A 17,108-nucleotide genomic window follows, 5' to 3' on the forward strand; every position below is an offset into this window, starting at 1 on the left:
ACCCAGGGCAGGCGCGCGCGGCGGCGCCGGGCGGCGGGCGGCCGCTCGGGCGGCGCGTCGTCGAGCTCGACGACCGTCATCCGCGCGCGGGACACCCTCGCACGGTACGTCCGACGGTGGGCCGGCGCTCAGGCGGAGGCGTCCGCCAGGACGTCCAGGGCGGCGGCCACGGCCTCGGCGTCGTCGACGCGGAACCGGGCGACGGTCTCGCCCGGGCCGACCTTCACCGTCACGTCGTCGTCGCCGAGCACCTCGAACGCGTGCTCGTCGGTCACGTCGTCGCCGGCGTAGAGGACTCCGCGCGCCCCCACCTCGTCGCGCAGCGCGGCGACGGCCCGGCCCTTGGACGTCTCCAGCACGGAGATCTCGACGACGTCCTTGCCGTGCAGGACCGTCGACCCGAGCCGGTCGCCCAGCCGGAGGGCCTCCTGCTCCGCCGGCCCGGCGACCTGCGGCCCCGCCCGGCGCGTGTGCACGACGACGGCGGTGGGCTTGGACTCCACCCACACGCCGTCGCGGCCGTCGGCGAGGGCCTGCGCCGCGGCACCCAGGTCGGCGAGCCGCGCGCGCTGCTCGTCGTCGAGCCGCACGGCGTCGTGCTCGAGGCCGTGCTCGCGGACGTGCGCGCGCTCGGCGCCGTGGCTGCCGACCAGCGACGACCCGGGCGGCATGGCCGACAGCTCGTGCAGCTCCACGACCGAGCGGCCCGAGACGAGCGCGAGCACGGGGGCGTCGTCGCCGTCGAGGGCGGCGAGCCGCTCGAGCGCGGCCCGCGCGGCCGGCACCATCCGGGAGGCGGCGGGGTCGTCCTGCAGCGGCGCGAGGGTGCCGTCGAAGTCCAGCGCGACGAGGGGGCGGCCGCGGCGGGCCAGCGAGCGCAGCGCGTCGACGAGGTCGGCGGGCAGCTCAGGCACGGGCGGCCTCCGGGTCGGCCTGCTGCCGCTCCGGGTGGGCCAGCGCGTCGAGGAACTCGCGGGACCACGCCGTCACGTCGTGCCCGAGCACCCGCCGGCGCAGGCGCCGCATCCGCTTGCGGGACTCGCGGGGGTCGAGCTGCGCGGCGTAGGCGATCGCGTCCTTCATGCCGTCGATGTCGTGCGGGTTGACGAGGACCGCGCCGGAGAGCTCGTCGGCGGCGCCGGTGAACTCGGAGAGCACGAGGGCGCCGCGGTCGTCGGAGCGCGCGGCGACGTACTCCTTCGCGACGAGGTTCATGCCGTCGCGCAGCGCCGTGACGAGCATGACGTCGGCCGCGAGGTAGAGCGCCGCCATCTCCTCCATCGGGAAGCTCTGGTGCAGGTACTGCACCGGCGCGTGGCCGACCTGGCCGTAGTCGCCGTTGATGCGGCCGACCAGCAGCTCGACCTCGTCGCGCAGCTGCGCGTAGGCGCCGACGTTCTCGCGGCTGGGGCTCGCGACCTGCACGAGCGTCGTGCTCTCCGCGGAGAGCCGGCCGTCCTCGAGCAGCTCGCCGTACGCCTTGATGCGGTGCCGGATGCCCTTGGTGTAGTCGAGCCGGTCGACGCCCAGCAGGACGACGGACGGGTCGCCGAGCTCCGCGCGGATCTGGCGCGCCCGCTCCTGCACCGCGGGGGTGCGGGCGAGCTCGTCGAACGCGTGCGAGTCGATCGAGATCGGGAACGCCGCGGCGCGCACGACGCGCCCGTCCGGCTGCAGCACCGACTGGCCGCGCGTCGCGAGGTCGGTGAACCGGCGGGTGACGCGCACGAAGTTCGCGGCGTCGCCCTGGCGCTGGAAGCCGACGAGGTCGGCGCCGAGCAGCCCCTCCACCACCTGCCGGCGCCACGGCAGCTGCGCGAAGATCTCCAGCGGCGGGAACGGGATGTGGTGGAAGTAGCCGATCCGCAGGTCGGGCCGGCGCTCGCGCAGCAGCCGGGGGACGAGCTGGAGCTGGTAGTCGTGGACCCACACGGTCGCGCCGTCCGCCGCCTGCTCCGCGACCGCCTCGGCGAACCGCTCGTTGACCCGCCGGTACGCGTCCCACCACTGCCGGTGGAACGTGGGCGGGGCGATGACGTCGTGGTAGAGCGGCCACAGCGTGTCGTTCGAGAAGCCCTCGTAGTACCGCTCGACGTCGTCCGCGGTGAGCAGCACCGGGACGAGCTCGGTGCCGTCGACCTCGAACGGCTCCAGCTCGACGTCCGGCGAGCCGCCCCAGCCCACCCACGCGCCCGACGTGCTGGCCATCACCGGCGCGAGCGCCGTCACCAGCCCGCCGGGGGAGCGGGTCCAGCTGACCTTCCCGTCGTCGTCGACGCTGACGTCGACGGGAAGGCGGTTGGCGACGACGACGAAGTCGTAACGGCCGGACGGCACGGGTGCATCACTCCTCGTGGGGTTTCGTCCGACCCTAGCCGCCGACGTGCGGCGACGCCCGGGATCCGCCCGCCCGCTCGCGGCCCGGCGCCGGGCCGTCGGGGCGGGCGGCGGCTACGGTCCTCGTCATGGAGCGGATCGGCCTGACGCCGGGGTCGGAGATCGGCGGGTACACGATCGTCGCGCCGCTCGGCTCGGGCGGCGCAGGGGCGGTCTACCGCGCGGTGGACGGCGGCGGGGACGCGGTCGCGCTCAAGCTCCTGCACCCGGCGATCGGCGCCGACTCCGAGGCGCGCGAGCGGCTGCGCCGGGAGGTCGCGGCGCTGCAGCGGCTGCGCCAGCCGGGCGTCGTGCGCGTGCTGGACGCGGAGGCGGACTCCTCCGAGGCGTTCCTCGTCACCGAGCTGGTGGAGGGCAGCACGCTCACGGAGCACGTGCGCCGCCGCGGGCCGCTGCCGGCCGACCACCTGCTGGTGCTGGCCGAGAAGCTGTACGCCGCGCTCGACGCCGTGCACGCCGCCGGGGTCGTGCACCGGGACGTGAAGCCGTCGAACGTCATGGTCACCGCCAAGGGTCCCGTGCTCATCGACTTCGGCATCGCGCAGTCGGCCGGCGACGAGCGGGTCACGAGCCACGGGCTCGTCATGGGCACGCCGGGGTACCTCGCCCCCGAGCTGCTGGAGGGCCAGGAGCCCACGCCGTCGAGCGACGTGTGGGGCTGGGCGGCCGTGCTGGCCTTCGCGGCCACGGGCCGCCAGCCGTTCGGCTCGCGCCCGGACGCCGCGGTGCTCGCCCGCTCCCGGGCCGGCGACGTCGACCTCGACGGGGTCGGCGCCCTCACCGCCCGCGCCCTGCGCGGCGCCCTGGCGCCGGACCCGGACGGCCGCACCCCGCCCGAGGACGTCGTCGCGGCGCTGACCGTGGCCGCTCGCGACGGCGACCTGCCGCCCGAGGACGACGAGGACCGCACCGAGGCCGTCGCCGGGCCGGGCGCCGCCCCCGCGGTGGTCGCGCCGACGGCGCGCTTCGCGCCCCGGGACGGCCGCACCCGCGCGTTCGAGGCGGACGGCGCGACGCCGACCGTGGTCGTCACCGAGGACGACGAGCCCGACGAGGACGGCCCGACGCCGGCGGCGGCGACCCCCGGGCGCGGCCTCGACGTGATCGCCGACGACCTCGACGCCTCCGAGGGGCCCGACGACGACGAGGGCCCGCTGTACGAGCGGCCCGTGGCCGCGTACCGGCGCGTGAGCGTGCTCGCGCTGGGGCTCGCCGCCGCGTGCCTCGCCGCGCTCTACCCGGTGGTCACCTGGGTGGTCGTCGGGCTGCTGCTGGTCGTGGCCCGGACGGTCGGCCTCGTCGTGGAGTCGCTGCACTCCCGGCGCGAGCGCGTGGGGGTGCGGCGCGGCGACAGCGCGCTGGCCGCGGCGGCCGGACCCTGGTACCTCGTCCGGGCCCTGCTGGGGCTGGTGCCGTCGCTGCTCGTCGCCGCGAGCGTCGTCGTCATCGGGCTCGGGCTCGTGTGGTGGCTCGTGGACGGCGGCTCCCTGGTGCTCGGCGACCTCGCCACGGGCGACCCGCTCACCGGGGCGCACGCCTCGGTGCTGCTCGGCGTCGCGAGCGGGGTCGGTCTGCTGCTCGTCTGGTTCGGGCCGCTCTCCGCGATGACGCGCATCGGCGCGCGGCACGTGCTGGCCGCGGTCACGCCCGGCCGGTGGGCGCGCGTCGGGCTCGTCGTCGCCTGCCTCGTCGTCGTGCTCGTCGTCGTGCTGGCGGTCCGGACCGGGGCCACCGTGCACTGGACGCCGCTCGACACCCCGGTCATCCCCTGACGCGGAGCGTCCCCGTCCTGGCCCGGCACCCAGCCCCGGGCCCTACTCTGTGCGCATGACGACTGCCGGACGGCCTGCCCTGCGCGCCCTCGCGCGCCGGGCCGTCGTCCCCGCGGCGGCCCTCGCCGGGCTGCTCGGCCCCACCGCGGGCGCGCTGTCCGGCCGGGTGCTCGTGCACCAGTGCGTCGAGGCGGGCGCCGCCTCCTGGCTGGGCCTGCGGCTCGCGGTGCTGCAGACCGCCGCCGACTGCCCGGAGGGCACGCTCGGCCTCGGTCCGACGACGTCCGGCTCGGTGATGCTGCTGAGCGTCGCGCTGCCCGTGCTCGCGCTGCACGTGGTGCTCACCGCCCTCGGGCTCGGCGGCGGCGCCGTCGTGGTCCGCGCCCTGCGCACCGCGTGGTCGGCGCTCGTCGCGTCGCTCGGCACCGTCCCCGGCGCGGTGGCCTCCGTGCCGCGGGCGCACCGCGCCGCCGTCGTCGGGCCGCGCGTCGTCGTCGCCGCGGGGCTGCCGCGGCACGCGCTGAGCCGTCGTGGGCCGCCGCTGCCAGCCTGACCGCCGCAGCACGACCCCACGACCTCGTCAGGAGACAGCAATGCCCACGAACGACCCGCGTCAGAACAAGACGCAGCGCCGCGAAGAGGCGCGACTCAAGGCCATCGAGCTCCGCAAGGAGCAGGAGCGCCGCGCCAAGCGGAACCGGATCTTCGCGATCAGCGGCATCGGGTTCCTCGCGCTCGTGCTCGTCGGAGCCGTCGTGTTCGTCATGCAGCAGGACCGCGCGAACCGCGTCAGCTACGCGCAGGTCGTCTTCGGCGGCGACACCGCGGACGTCAACCCGCCGACGCTCGCCGACGCGGCCCCGACGCCGTCGGTCGCGGACGACAAGGGCGGCATCCCGGTGAGCCGCGGCGTCGTCGGCCAGGCGACCGAGGGCGACACCGTCGTGTCGCTGTACTTCGACCTGCAGTGCCCCGCGTGCGCCGCCTTCGAGCAGGTCAACGGGGCCGACATGGAGTCGTTCGGGGAGCAGGACGGCGTGACCGTCGAGTACAAGCCGCTCAACTTCCTCGACGACCGGTCGAACAACACGCACTACTCGACGCGCGCGCTCAACGCCGCGCTGATCGTGGCGTCCGAGGACCCCGACCACTTCATCGCCTTCCTCGAGGCGCTGTACGCCGGCCAGCCCGCCGAGGGCACGAGCGGCCTCAAGGACGACAAGATCGCGGAGATCGCGACCGGCGTCGGCGTCCCGCAGGACGTCGCCGACACCTTCACCGACACGGTCGAGGGCACCTTCACCGCGGGCGACTCCGACGAGGAGAAGACCGGCACCTGGCGCACCTACGCGGAGTGGATCGCCGCCGCGAACGCGCAGGGCGCCGTCGACCTCGGCCAGGTCGGCACCCCGACCATCCTCATCGACGGGAAGAAGTGGGAGGGCAACTGGCAGAACCCCGGTGAGCTCGCCGCCGCCGTCGACGCGGCCGTGGCCGCCCAGGGCTGACGCCACCCGCCTGCACGTCCGGGCCGCCGGTCGGGGATCCCCCGGCCGGCGGTCGGCGTCTGCGGCCGGGAGCGCCCCGGTACGCTGACGCCCTCGCCTCCTTAGCTCAGCTGGCCAGAGCAGCTGTCTTGTAAACAGCAGGTCGTCGGTTCGAATCCGACAGGGGGCTCCACGACCTCCCCGGCGCGCGGCTCAGTCGCGCAGGTGCTCCCCGCACCCCACGGCGTACGCCTCGCGCAGCCAGGACCGGAACGTCTCGTCCAGCTCGTCCGGCCCGCCGAGCCGGAACTGGTGCACGAACAGCCGGCGCGTGTACGGCGACGCCCGCAGGATGCGCGGGTCGTCGTCGAGCCGCCGCGTGAGGTCGAGGTAGCCGCGCACGCCGCGCGGCGTCGGCCGCGCGCCGGCGAAGCCGCGGCGGGGGCCCTTGAACGTGATCGTCGTCTTGCTCACCGAGAGGGTGACCGGCCCGCAGGCCGCGATCGCGTCCGCCACGTCGCGGTAGAGCGCGACCGCCCAGTCGGGTCGCCCTCGCAGGTGGTCCTCCTCGGTCCAGACCGCGTCCGTCGTCACCCGCCGCTCCCTCTGCCGTGGTGCGCGCCGACCCGGCGCGCGTCCCAGCGTGCCACCACCTGGCGCGCGGGTGACGAGCAGGCATTCGCGTTCGGCGGTCACTCGCGTGCTGCCAGGATGACGCGATGAGCGCCCCGCACCAGGCACGCGTCGTGCTCGAGGACGCCCTGGCGGTGTGGTGGGTCGCGCGAGGGGATGCCGCAGGGGACGTGGTCGACGCGGCAACTGCGGCGCTCGTCGCCGGTCTGGACTCGCCAGCGCTGCGCGAGCTCGCCGGCATGCCCCGGCGCTCGCCGCGGTCGGAGCTGCTTCCGGTCGTGGAGGCGGCGGTCGACGAGCTCGGCCTGCGTGCGACCAGCGGCGGTGCCGAGGTGGCCGCGATGGCGGTCATGGCGCGCAGATTCCTGACGGGGACTCTCGATCGTCGGTCGCTGCTGCTCTGGGCCGCCGAGCACATCGGGGAGGAGGGGGATGTGTCCTGCGACGGGTTCGTCGAGCTCGCGGAGCTCGAGGGCGGGGACCAGGAGGCTTCCGAGGCTCAGCGCGACGAGTGGGCGCGCGAGGAGGCCGAGGCGTTCCTGGCCGGCGCGCCGTCGCCCGTGCAGGCACGGTGGGCGACGGGGTCGAACCGCCCGGCCCGGTCGGCGCGGTGGCCGGCGCTCCGGGCTCGCCTGCGCGGTCGCCGTCTCGGCGGGCGCTCAGCCCGGCGGTCGTCGTGACGGGAGCAGCAGCGACAGGGCCGCCGCGGCGGCGGTGAAGGCGGTCGCCCACCAGAAGGCGACGTCGAAGGCACCGGCGAGCGCGGGCAGCGAGGTCGCGCCCGCGGCGGCGGTCACCAGGACGACCGCCAGCACGGCGGTGCCGAACGACCCGCCGACCTGCTGGGCGACGCGCGTGAGGATGCTCGCGTGCGGCATCTCGTCGTGCTCCAGGCCGACGAACGCGCCGGTCATGAGGGGGATGAGCACCGCGCCGAGCCCGAACCCGCGCACGAGGAGCGTGCCCATGAGGAGCGACGTGCTCGTGTGGTCGGTCGACAGGGCGAACGGGACGGTCGCGAGGGCCAGCACGGCGAACCCGCCGGCCGCGACCCAGCGCCCGCCGATCGCGTCGGTCAGCCGCCCGGACAGCGTGCGCGACGCGAGCGCGCCGATGCCCTGGGGGACGAGCAGCAGCCCGGCGCCCAGCGCGTCCTCGCCTCGGACCTGCTGCCAGTAGAGCGGGAGCAGGAGCATCGCCCCGTAGAGCGCGACGCCGGTGAGGAAGAGCAGCAGCGTCGACGTGGCGAGCGTCCGGTGCCGCATCAGCCGGACGTCGATGAGCGCCCTCTCGCCGCGCCGCAGCGCCCACAGGGCGAGGGCCGCCAGCAGCACGGCGCCCGCGAGCAGCGGCGCCAGCACCTCGGCACGGCCGAACCCGCCGTGCGTGCCCACCTGCGTGAGCCCGAAGATCACCCCGACGATCCCGGGCGCGACCAGCAGCGCGCCGACGACGTCGAGCGGGACGCGCCGCCGTGGCCCGTCCGCCGGGATGAGACGGACGGCCAGGACGAGACCCACCGCGCCGAGCGGCAGGTTGACGAGGAAGAGCCAGGGCCACGAGAGCTGGTGCAGGATCACGCCGCCGAGGACGGGCCCGAGGATGGGTCCGAGCGCCGCGGGCAGGCTCACCGTCGCCATCAGGCGGCCGAGGTTCCGCCCCCGGGCCGCCTGCATGAGGATCGTCGTCATGAGCGGCATGAGCACGCCGCCGCCGACACCCTGGACCGCGCGGAAGGCGACGAGGCTCGTCGCGTCCCAGGCCGCGGCGCACAGCGCCGAGCCGACCAGGAAGACGGACAGCCCGAGCAGCCAGAGGCGCTTGCTGCCGAGCCGGCCCTGCGCCCAGCCCGACAGCGGGATCGTCACGAACATCGCGAGCAGGTAGGCGGTGCTGACCCACTGGATCGTTCCGACGCTCGCGTGCAGCGCCGTGCCGAGCTCGTGGAGCCCGACGCTGACGATCGTCGTGTCGAGGATCACCGCGATGCCGCCGACGATGACCGCCGCGGCGAGGCGCTTGAGCTCGGGGTCGATGGACGACGCCGTGCTCGGGTCCGCCGCGGTGGTCTGAGACATGGGTGCTCCCCGTAAGATGCGAGATCGCTTCTTAACGCACGCTACGTCGTTCGCGCTAAGATGCGCAAGTGCATCCTGAAGCGACGCGACGACGCGGCGCCGCGCTCGAGGCCGCGCTGCTCGAGGCGGCCTGGGCGGAGCTCGTCGAGCGTGGCTACGGCGCCCTGACGCTCGAGGGGGTCGCCCAGCGGGCCGGCACCAGCCGGCCCGTCATCGCGCGCCGCTGGGCGGGCAAGGCGGAGCTGGTCAGTGCTGCCGCGGTCCACGTGCTGTGGCAGGAGCGGATGGAGGTCCCGGACACGGGCAGCCTCCGCGAGGACACCATCACGCTGCTCCGCGAGGCGAACGAGAAGCGCGTCGACGCCACCGCGCTGCTCACGGCCCACCTCGGCGACTACTTCCGGGAGACGGGGACCAACCCTGCCGAGTTCCGCGACGCGGCGATCGGCGGGCGCACGACGTCCGTCGACGTCATCGTCGACAGGGCGGTCGCGCGGGGCGAGGTCGACCCCGAGCTCCTGACGCCCCGGCGGCGCACGCTCGCGTTCGACCTCTTCCGCCACGAGGTGCTCATGCGGCTCGGCCGGGTGCCGGACGAGGTGATCGTCGAGATCGTCGACGACCTCTACCTGCCTGCGCTCGGCCTGCGGCCGCCGCGGGCGCGCGAGGCGTAGACAGCCGCGCTCGCGGGCGCCATCGTGCTCGGCAGTGCGCCACGGCCGGTGCGGGCGACGAGAGGCGGTGGCGGGTGACCGGACGGACGGCGGGGCGCGCCCGCGCGGGCGACGAGGGGCCGGCGCCGGCGACGCCTCGCCGGCGCGCGGCGGACCTCGTCGTGCTGATCGCCGGCGCGGCGGCCTTCCTCTGGCTCGCCCGGCGAATGGGGACCGACGTGGCCCAGGCGACGGCCAACGCGGAGGCGTTCCAGTCGCTCGAGCGCGCCGTCGGCATCGACGTCGAGCCGGCGGCCAACCGGTGGCTCGCCCAGCGGCCGCCGCTGGCCGTGGCGGCCGTCGCCTACTACCGCCTGTACTACCTGCCGCTGGCCGCGGTGCTGCTCGGGGTGGTGCTCGCACGCAACGACGCCTACCGACGGCTGCGCGTCACGGTGCTGGCGGTGGCGGTGATCGCGCTGCTCGCCTACTGGGCCGTGCCGCTGTCGCCGCCGCGCTTCGCGATGCCGGGCATCGTCGACGTCGTCGCGGAGCACGACCCGATCGCGGGCGAGGCGTCGCGCGACCTGGAGAGCCGCACCCACCTGACGGCGTTCCCCAGCATGCACACCGGCTGGTCGGCGCTCGCCGCCTACCTCGCGTGGTCCGCGCTCCGGACGAGCCGCCCGCGCCTGGCCCTGCTGGTGTGGCTCTTCCCCGTCGGGATGGTGCTCGTCGTCGTCACCACGGGCAACCACGACGTGCTCGACGTGATCGGCAGCGCGGCGCTCCTCGCGGCCGCGATCGGCGTGACGCGGCTCTGGGAGCGGCGCCGCCGAGCGGGGCAGCGACGCCCGTCGCGCCTCCCGCCGCCGGGTCAGGACGGCCGGGACGCCACGGCGTAGGCGGTCACCCCCACCACGGCCACGACGAGGTGCATCGTCATGAGCGCGACGACGCCCGCTGTCGTCGTGCCCGGGATGAAGCGCTGCGTGAGCAGGGCGACGTCCGGCACGAAGGACGCGACGACGACGGCGGGGACGAGCACGCGCAGCACCGCGGCGGGCCGCGACGAGCGCCGCTGGACGAGCCGCCAGCCGGCCCAGCCGGCGAGCAGCCCGAGGACGGTGAACGAGCCGTACACGGGGAGCGTGAGCGGCGGGAACGGCTCCGCCCCGGCGCGGACGGCGATGGTGGCGACGAGCGCGTTGAGGCCGACGGCGACGACGGCGGCAGCGGCGAGGACGAGCGCGGTGCGGCCCGCGGTGGGGCGGGTGACGACGGGGTCGGCGGTGCGGGCGGGAGCGGACATCGGTGCCTCCTGGAGTGGGCGTGCCGCGAAATTCCGGTACCGAACGGTTCCGTTATCTGTTTACGGTACTGCTCGGTTCCGGAACCTACAATGACCGCGTGCGCACCGAGGCGGCCCCCACCACCGGACGACCGCGCGACCCCGCGCTCGACGCCGCGATCCTCGCCGCGACCCGTGACCTGCTCGTCGAGCACGGCTTCGCGGGCACGACCGTCGAGGCCGTGGCGCGCGCGGCCGGGAGCGGCAAGGCGGCGGTGTACCGCCGCTGGCCGAGCAAGACCGCGCTCGTCGTCGCGGCGGTGCGCGACCTGTACGACCCTCCGCCGACCCCGGACACCGGGTCCCTGCGGGACGACCTGCTGGAGTGCGCCCGGCAGTACACCCGGGGCGACGCCACGGCGGCCCGGGTGCTCGCCAGCCTGCTGAGCGAGATCGGCCGGGACCCCGAGCTGCGGCAGGCCGCGTACGAGTCCATCGGCGGGCCGGCGGCGGCGCCGTTCCACACCGTGCTGGAGCGCTGGCGCGCCGCGGGCGCGATCGGCGACCAGGTCCCCCTCGACCTGCTGGAGGGCCTGGTGCCCGCCTACGCGTTCCGCAGCGTCACGCTGCGGGGCGCCACGCTCGACGAGGCCACCGTGACGTACCTCGTCGACCACGTGCTCCTGCCCGCGCTCCAGCCCCGCTGAGCGCTGAGCGCGCGGCGCCGGTGCGCGTGCCTCACGGGAGCCGGCCGGCGACCAGCGCCTTCACCCACTTCTGCTTCGCCTTCGAACCGCAGCTGGCCGTGTAGTAGGTCCACCGCGCGCCGAAGGAGCGCGCGACGCAGTCGGCCGCCTTCTCGTGCGGGTTGGCGCCGAACGCCGGACGCATCCGCCGGCCGAGCTGGTCCCACGTCAGGCCGTACCGCTGCATCACCTGCCCCTGGTAGATGTGCGCGACCTCGTGCCGGACGACGTCGCGCATCTTGGCCTGGTTGCCGACGAGCTTCTTGTCGTTGACGAGGATCTGCGAGGTGCTGCCCTTGCGGACGGCGCCGAGGTGCCCGCCAAGCGCGGGGTGGCTCCACGCGATCGAGACCTTGCTCGTCCGCGGCATCTTGCGCATCGCGGCGATGCCGGCGGCGCGCGTCGCGGCGACGCGGCTGGACACCCGGGCCGCCACGACGACGGTCGGCCCGGCCGGGTCGGCGGGTGCGAGGAGCGGGGTCGTCGGCTCGGGCTCGGGGGCGACGGCCGGGGTCGGCCACGGGCCGGGCTCGACGACGACGTCGGGCGCGCTGGTGCGCGACGGCTCGTCCGCGCGCGCGGCGGGGTTGCCGCTGACCCCGACCGGAGACGTCGGCAGCAGCCCGGTGCAGCCGGCCAGGAGGATGACGCTGGTGGACGCGACGAGCCCGAGGCGTGGGGGACGTCGTCGTCGCCTGTCTCCAGACGCCCCCTGCACATGCGTGTCCTGGGTCTGCCCATCCGTGGGCGGGTACTTCTCCATGTCCGCCTGATCGACCAGGCGTCCCCGACGGTGAGGAATGACACACCTTCGGGCGAACCGCCTCACCCGTCGGCACCAGCGAGGGGCCAGTGAGGGGCTCCGTCGCGCGGCGTCCGGCGCCGTCGGCGTCCGCGGGGGCCGCGTCGTCGAGGCGGACCGCGCCCAGGCGCTGACACGGGCGCCGGTCGCGAGGGACGATGCCCCCGTGACGACGACGAGCACCCGCCTCGACACCCCCGAGCAGCAGTCCCGCCCGACGATCCTGTCCGTCGACGACGACCCCGCGGTCTCGCGGGCCGTCGCGCGCGACCTGCGCCGCGAGTACGGCTCGCGGTACCGGGTGGTGCGCGCCGAGTCCGGCCCGGGCGCCCTGGAGGCGCTGCGCGAGCTCAAGCTCCGCGGCGAGCAGGTGGCGGTGCTGCTGGCCGACCACCGGATGCCCGGCATGACCGGCATCGAGTTCCTCGAGCAGGCCATGGACCTGTTCCCCCGCGCGCGCCGCGTGCTGCTCACGGCGTACGCCGACACGGAGGCGGCGATCGACGCCGTCAACGTCGTCGACCTCGACCACTACCTGCTCAAGCCCTGGCAGCCGCCGGAGGAGAAGCTCTACCCGGTCATCGACGCGCAGCTCGACGCCTGGGCGGTCAGCGCGCCGCCGCCCGTCCCGCAGGCGAAGGTCGTGGGGCACCGCTGGTCGGCCCGCTCGTCGCAGGTGCGGGAGTTCCTCGCCCGCAACCAGGTGCCGTACCGGTGGTTCTCGTCCGACTCGGCGGAGGGCCGGCGGCTCCTGGAGGCGGCCGGCGTCGACGAGTCCGCCGTGCCGCTCGTCGTCACGCACGAGGGCGAGCCGATGGCGGCCCCGGACGACGCGACGCTCGCGGCGCGGGTCGGCCTGGCGACCTCGCCGGCGACCGACTTCTACGACCTCGTCGTCGTCGGCGGCGGCCCGGCGGGCCTGAGCGCCGCGCTCTACGGCGCCTCGGAAGGGCTGCGCACCGCCCTCGTCGAGCGCGTGGCCACCGGCGGGCAGGCGGGGCAGAGCTCGCGCATCGAGAACTATCTCGGCTTCCCGGACGGCGTCTCCGGCGCGCAGCTCACCGAGCGGGCGCGCCGCCAGGCCCAGCGGTTCGGTGCGGAGATCGTGCTCGCGGCCGACGCCGTGGGCCTGGAGATCCGCGGCGCGGCGCGGCACGTGCGGCTCGCCGACGGCACGGTCGTCGGGGCGCACACGGTCCTGCTCGCGAACGGGGTCGCGTACCGGGAGCTCGACGGGCCTGGCCTCGGCGCCCTCACCGGGCGCGGCGTCTACTACGGGTCCGCGCTCACCGAGGCGCCCGCGTGCCAGGACCAGGACGTGTTCGTGGTCGGCGGCGCCAACTCCGCCGGGCAGTCCGCGATGTACCTGTCGCGCACCGCGCGGTCCGTGACGATGGTCGTGCGCGGCGAGGGCCTCTCGTCGACGATGTCCCACTACCTGGTCGAGCAGATCGCCGCGAACCCCCGGATCCGGGTGCGCACCTGCAGCGAGGTGGTCGAGGCGGAGGGCGACGAGCACCTCGAGCGGGTCGTGCTGCGGGACTCCCGCACGGGCGAGAAGGAATCAGTCGCCACCTCCCACGTGTTCGTGTTCATCGGGGCCGTCCCACGCACGGACTGGCTCGACGGCACGGTCGTCCGCGACGAGCGGGGGTTCGTGCTCGCCGGGCACGACCTGCTCGACGAGGGCCGACCCCCGGCCGGCTGGCCGCTGGACCGGCCGCCGTACCACCTGGAGACCAGCCGACCCGGTGTCTTCGTCGCAGGAGACGTCCGGGCCGACTCGGCCAAGCGCGTCGCGTCCGCCGTCGGGGAGGGCGCGATGGCGGTCATGCTCGTCCACCGGTACCTGGAGCAGCTGTGACGATCACCGAGCCCGCACCCACCCTCGTCGGCGAGTCGATGCCGTGCGACGTCGACGAGCTGCGCCGTCTCTTCCTGTTCGAGCGCCTCGACGACGAGCAGCTCGCGTGGCTGTGCGAGCGTGGCCGCGTCGAGCGCCACGAGCCGGGCTTCCTGCTCCGGGAGGGCGAGCCCGCCGCGGCGTTCTACGTCCTGCTCGAGGGGTCGCTCGCGCTCTACCGCCGCGTCGGCGCGGACGACGTCGAGGTCAGCCGCACGTCCCAGGTCGGCGTGTACGCCGGGGCGTGGAACGCCTACCTGGACGACCGCGAGGAGACCCGCCGCTACCTGCACTCCGTGCGGGTGCTCACGCCGTCGCGCTACTTCGTGCTCCCCGCCGCGGACTTCACCGAGCTCATGCACGAGTGGTTCCCCATGGCTCTGCACCTGCTCGAGGGCCTGTTCTTCGGGCAGAAGAGCATGCAGGTCGCGACCGCCCAGCGCGAGCGGCTGCTCGCGCTCGGCGCGCTCTCGGCCGGCCTCACGCACGAGCTCAACAACCCCGCGTCGGCCGCGACCCGGGCGACCGCGACGCTGCGCGAGCGCGTCGCCCGGATGCGCGACAAGCTCCGGTTCGTCGCCTCGGGCGCCTACGACCGCGACGAGCTCGTGCAGATCATCGAGCTGCAGGAGAAGGCCGTGGCCGCGCTCGCGGAGTCGCGCAGCCGGCCGCCGCTGTCCGCGCTCGACGCGTCCGACCGGGAGGACGAGGTCGCCGACTGGCTCGCCGAGCGCGGCGTGGCCGACGACGCGGAGATGGCCCACTCGTTCGTCGAGGCCGGCATCGACCCGCAGTGGCTCGACGACCACGTGGGCTGCGTCCCGCAGAACGTCGTCGCGGGCGCCGCGCACTGGCTCGGCTACACGCTCGAGACCGAGCTGCTGATGAACGAGGTCGAGGACGCGACGACCCGGATCTCCACCCTGCTCGACGCCGCGAAGCAGTACTCGCAGATCGGCCGCGCCGCGCAGCAGGAGACGGACGTCCACGTGCTGCTCGACAGCACCCTCACGATGCTCGACGGCAAGCTCAAGGGCATCGAGGTCGTGCGGCACTACGACCGCAGCCTGCCGCCGGTGCTCGTGCACGGCGCAGAGCTCAACCAGGTCTGGACGAACCTCGTCGACAACGCCCGCCAGGCGCTCGCCGAGGTCCCCGAGGGGCAGCGGCGGCTGACGATCACCACCCGCCGCGTCGACGACTGGCTCGAGGTCGAGGTCGCCGACACCGGCCCGGGCATCCCGCCGGAGGTCGTCGGGCGGGTGTTCGAGCCGTTCTTCACGACGAAGCCCGTGGGGTCCGGCACCGGGCTGGGGCTGGACATCTCGTGGCGCATCGTCGTCGGCAAGCACCACGGCGACCTGTCGGTCACGTCCTCGCCGGGGGACACCCGCTTCCTCGTCCGGCTCCCGTACACGCACCAGGAGGACCAGTGAGCGAGCCCACCACCGACACGATCGACCCGAGCGTCCCGCCCAGCGGCACGGGGTGCGCGGAGTGCGACGCCGACGGTGGGTGGTGGGTGCACCTGCGCCGGTGCGCCACCTGCGGGCACGTCGGCTGCTGCGACACCTCGCCCGCCCAGCACGCGACCGCGCACTGGAAGCAGACCGGCCACCGCTTCATGCGCAGCTTCGAGCCGGGCGAGGACTGGTGGTGGGACTACGCGACGGACGACTACGCGTCGGGCCCCGAGCTCGCGCCGCCGGTGAGCCGCCCGGACGAGCAGACCGTCCCCGGGCCGGCCGACCGCGTGCCCGAGGACTGGCGCCGGCTCATCCACCGCTGAGCGCTCACTTCGCCTCGTCGTAGGACGCGACGGCCGCGACCTGCAGCGCGAACTCGACGGGGAAGCCGCCGAACAGGAGCCGCCCGGCCTCCGCGGCCGCCTCGCGCACCGCGGCCGCGACCTCGTCGGCGAGCGCGGCCGGCGTGTGCACCATGACCTCGTCGTGCAGGAAGAAGACGAGGTGCGGACGGCCCTCGTCGCCCTCGAGCGCCCGCAGCCGCCGCCGCAGCGACGCCATCCAGCACAGCGCCCACTCCGCGGCCGTGCCCTGCACGACGAAGTTGCGCGTGAAGCGGCCCCAGTCGCGCGCGTGCCGGCGCGCCGCGCGGACCTCCTCGGCGCCCGCGCCCTCGCCGGCCGCCGCGCGCAGGTCGCCGAGGAACGACTCGCCGGGCCGTGGCGACGAGCGGCCGAGCCACGTGGTGACGACCTCGCCGCGCTCGCCCGCGCGTGCGGCCTGCTCGACGAGTGCGACGGCCCGCGGGTAGGCCCGCTCCAGCCGCGGCATGAGCGCCGCGCTCGCGCCCGTCGTCGCGCCGTAGATGGCGCCGAGCATCGCGTACTTCGCCTCCGAGCGGGTGGCGACGATCCCCGCGTCGACGACGCCCTGGTAGAGGTCGGCGCTGCGGCCGGCGGCGGCCATCGCCGCGTCGCCGGACATCGCCGCGAGCACGCGCGGCTCGAGCTGTGCGGCGTCGGCCACGACGAGCCGCCAGCCGGGGTCGGCGCGCACCGCCCCGCGGACCTGCGCCGGCAGCTGCAGGGCGCCGCCGCCGCTCGTCGCCCATCGTCCGGAGACGACGCCCCCGACCACGTAGTCCGGGCGGAACCGGCCGTCGTGCACCCACTGGTCCATCCAGGCCCAGCCGTTGGCGGACAGCAGCCGGGACAGCGCGCGGTACTCCAGCAGGACGTCGCGCACGGGGTCCTCGATCGTCCGCAGCTCCGAGCGGCGGGTGCTGGCCACGTCGAACCCGGCCAGGCGCAGCGCGCGCAGCAGGTCCGGCTGGGAGTCGGGGTTGAGCGTCGGCGCGACGAGCGCCCGGCGCAGCTCCGCGGCGAGCGCCTCCAGCCGGGCGGGCCGCGCTCCGGCCGGCGGTCGCGGGCCGAGCAGCTCCGTGAGCAGGGCGTCGTGCGTCGCGGCGTCCCACGGCATGCCGTCGGCGTGCATCTCGGCGGCCAGCAGCGCGCCCGTCGACTCGGCGGCGAGCAGCAGGCGCAGGCGGCCGGGCTCCGTGCTGCGCGCGACGGCGTCGAGCTGCGAGCGCAGCTCCTCGACCGGGTCGGCCTCCGGCGCGGGGGCGTGCGCCTCGGGGAGCTCGTCGAACAGGCTCGTCGCCGCGGCGGGCGGCTCGTGCGGCGGCGGCGCGTCCCAGGGGCCGGGCGCCTCCGCGCGCAGGGCGGTCCCGGCCGCGAACGTGCTGCGCCGCAGGATCGCCCGGCACAGCCGCAGGTCGTGCGCCCGCTCGACCCGGACCCCGGCGCGCAGCAGCGTCCGGTAGACCCGGCCGGTGTCGGCCCAGACCCAGCGGACCGCGTCGCCGCGCGCCTCGCGGG

At 75.6% G+C, this 17,108-nt stretch carries 17 protein-coding genes and 1 tRNA gene; 11 read left to right on the forward strand and 7 right to left on the reverse strand.

All coding sequences use genetic code 11. The features are described from left to right. Positions 1–128: 128 nt before the first annotated feature. Complete coding sequence (gene otsB / locus HGCM_RS06295; protein WP_019136011.1) at positions 129–914, reverse strand: trehalose-phosphatase; 786 nt, start codon at positions 912–914, stop codon at positions 129–131. Continuing rightward, entirely contained in the window at positions 907–2,337 is a 1,431-nt protein-coding gene (locus tag HGCM_RS06300; RefSeq protein ID WP_019136012.1) for an alpha,alpha-trehalose-phosphate synthase (UDP-forming), read from the reverse strand. The genes otsB and HGCM_RS06300 overlap by 8 nt, the downstream gene beginning before the upstream one ends. A 128-nt stretch (positions 2,338–2,465) precedes the next feature. On the opposite strand from HGCM_RS06300, the gene HGCM_RS06305 reads away from it, so the two are divergent. From HGCM_RS06305 to HGCM_RS06320, 4 genes are all read left to right on the forward strand, one after another. After that, on the forward strand, positions 2,466–4,169 hold the full coding sequence (locus HGCM_RS06305) for a serine/threonine-protein kinase (RefSeq protein WP_019136013.1): 1,704 nt from the start codon (positions 2,466–2,468) through the stop codon (positions 4,167–4,169). A 55-nt stretch (positions 4,170–4,224) separates the two neighbouring features. Continuing rightward, entirely contained in the window at positions 4,225–4,722 is a 498-nt protein-coding gene (locus HGCM_RS06310; RefSeq protein WP_019136014.1) for a hypothetical protein, read from the forward strand. Between the two features lie 40 nt (positions 4,723–4,762). Further along, positions 4,763–5,677 (forward strand): DsbA family protein, encoded by a 915-nt coding sequence (locus tag HGCM_RS06315; protein ID WP_019136015.1) that lies wholly within the window; start codon positions 4,763–4,765, stop codon positions 5,675–5,677. Between the two features lie 95 nt (positions 5,678–5,772). Continuing rightward, positions 5,773–5,849, forward strand: a tRNA-Thr gene (locus tag HGCM_RS06320). 20 nt (positions 5,850–5,869) lie between these two features. Here the strand turns inward: HGCM_RS06320 and HGCM_RS06325 are convergent. After that, positions 5,870–6,250 (reverse strand): DUF5655 domain-containing protein, encoded by a 381-nt coding sequence (locus HGCM_RS06325; RefSeq protein WP_019136016.1) that lies wholly within the window; start codon positions 6,248–6,250, stop codon positions 5,870–5,872. 125 nt (positions 6,251–6,375) lie between these two features. On the opposite strand from HGCM_RS06325, the gene HGCM_RS18765 reads away from it, so the two are divergent. Further along, a complete protein-coding gene (locus HGCM_RS18765) occupies positions 6,376–6,969 on the forward strand; it encodes a hypothetical protein (protein WP_019136017.1) in 594 nt (197 codons plus the stop codon). On the opposite strand, the gene HGCM_RS06335 is transcribed toward HGCM_RS18765, so the two are convergent. Continuing rightward, positions 6,949–8,367: an MDR family MFS transporter gene (locus HGCM_RS06335; RefSeq protein ID WP_019136018.1), complete on the reverse strand. Its 1,419-nt coding sequence runs from the start codon at positions 8,365–8,367 to the stop codon at positions 6,949–6,951. The genes HGCM_RS18765 and HGCM_RS06335 overlap by 21 nt on opposite strands. Before the next feature lie 68 nt (positions 8,368–8,435). On the opposite strand from HGCM_RS06335, the gene HGCM_RS06340 reads away from it, so the two are divergent. Continuing rightward, positions 8,436–9,041 (forward strand): TetR/AcrR family transcriptional regulator, encoded by a 606-nt coding sequence (locus tag HGCM_RS06340; RefSeq protein WP_019136019.1) that lies wholly within the window; start codon positions 8,436–8,438, stop codon positions 9,039–9,041. A 74-nt stretch (positions 9,042–9,115) separates the two neighbouring features. Further along, on the forward strand, positions 9,116–9,925 hold the full coding sequence (locus HGCM_RS06345; protein ID WP_019136020.1) for a phosphatase PAP2 family protein: 810 nt from the start codon (positions 9,116–9,118) through the stop codon (positions 9,923–9,925). On the opposite strand, the gene HGCM_RS06350 is transcribed toward HGCM_RS06345, so the two are convergent. Then, on the reverse strand, positions 9,898–10,332 hold the full coding sequence (locus tag HGCM_RS06350) for a DUF6069 family protein (RefSeq protein ID WP_019136021.1): 435 nt from the start codon (positions 10,330–10,332) through the stop codon (positions 9,898–9,900). The two genes, HGCM_RS06345 and HGCM_RS06350, sit on opposite strands and share 28 nt — an antisense overlap. Before the next feature lie 98 nt (positions 10,333–10,430). Between HGCM_RS06350 and HGCM_RS06355 the strand changes: the two genes are divergently transcribed. Then, on the forward strand, positions 10,431–11,018 hold the full coding sequence (locus HGCM_RS06355) for a TetR/AcrR family transcriptional regulator (protein ID WP_019136022.1): 588 nt from the start codon (positions 10,431–10,433) through the stop codon (positions 11,016–11,018). Positions 11,019–11,049: 31 nt separating this feature from the next. Here HGCM_RS06355 and HGCM_RS06360 read toward each other — a convergent pair whose 3' ends face one another. Beyond that, a complete protein-coding gene (locus HGCM_RS06360) occupies positions 11,050–11,820 on the reverse strand; it encodes a hypothetical protein (RefSeq protein ID WP_147572713.1) in 771 nt (256 codons plus the stop codon). A 205-nt stretch (positions 11,821–12,025) separates the two neighbouring features. Between HGCM_RS06360 and HGCM_RS06365 the strand changes: the two genes are divergently transcribed. The 3 genes from HGCM_RS06365 to HGCM_RS06375 are packed head-to-tail and all read left to right on the forward strand — an operon-like array spanning position 12,026 to position 15,551. Beyond that, complete coding sequence (locus tag HGCM_RS06365) at positions 12,026–13,723, forward strand: NAD(P)/FAD-dependent oxidoreductase (RefSeq protein ID WP_019136024.1); 1,698 nt, start codon at positions 12,026–12,028, stop codon at positions 13,721–13,723. Beyond that, positions 13,720–15,198: an ATP-binding protein gene (locus HGCM_RS06370; RefSeq protein ID WP_019136025.1), complete on the forward strand. Its 1,479-nt coding sequence runs from the start codon at positions 13,720–13,722 to the stop codon at positions 15,196–15,198. Before HGCM_RS06365 ends, HGCM_RS06370 begins: the two co-directional genes overlap by 4 nt. Further along, a complete protein-coding gene (locus tag HGCM_RS06375) occupies positions 15,195–15,551 on the forward strand; it encodes a UBP-type zinc finger domain-containing protein (protein ID WP_019136026.1) in 357 nt (118 codons plus the stop codon). Before HGCM_RS06370 ends, HGCM_RS06375 begins: the two co-directional genes overlap by 4 nt. A gap of 4 nt (positions 15,552–15,555) precedes the next feature. Here HGCM_RS06375 and HGCM_RS17270 read toward each other — a convergent pair. Next, positions 15,556–17,108: bifunctional 3'-5' exonuclease/DNA polymerase (locus tag HGCM_RS17270; protein ID WP_019136027.1), on the reverse strand; the 1,553-nt coding region annotated here is incomplete at its 5' end.

Origin of the sequence: Cellulomonas massiliensis JC225, from assembly GCF_000312005.1 — a bacterium.
GTDB lineage: Bacteria > Actinomycetota > Actinomycetes > Actinomycetales > Cellulomonadaceae > Cellulomonas > Cellulomonas massiliensis.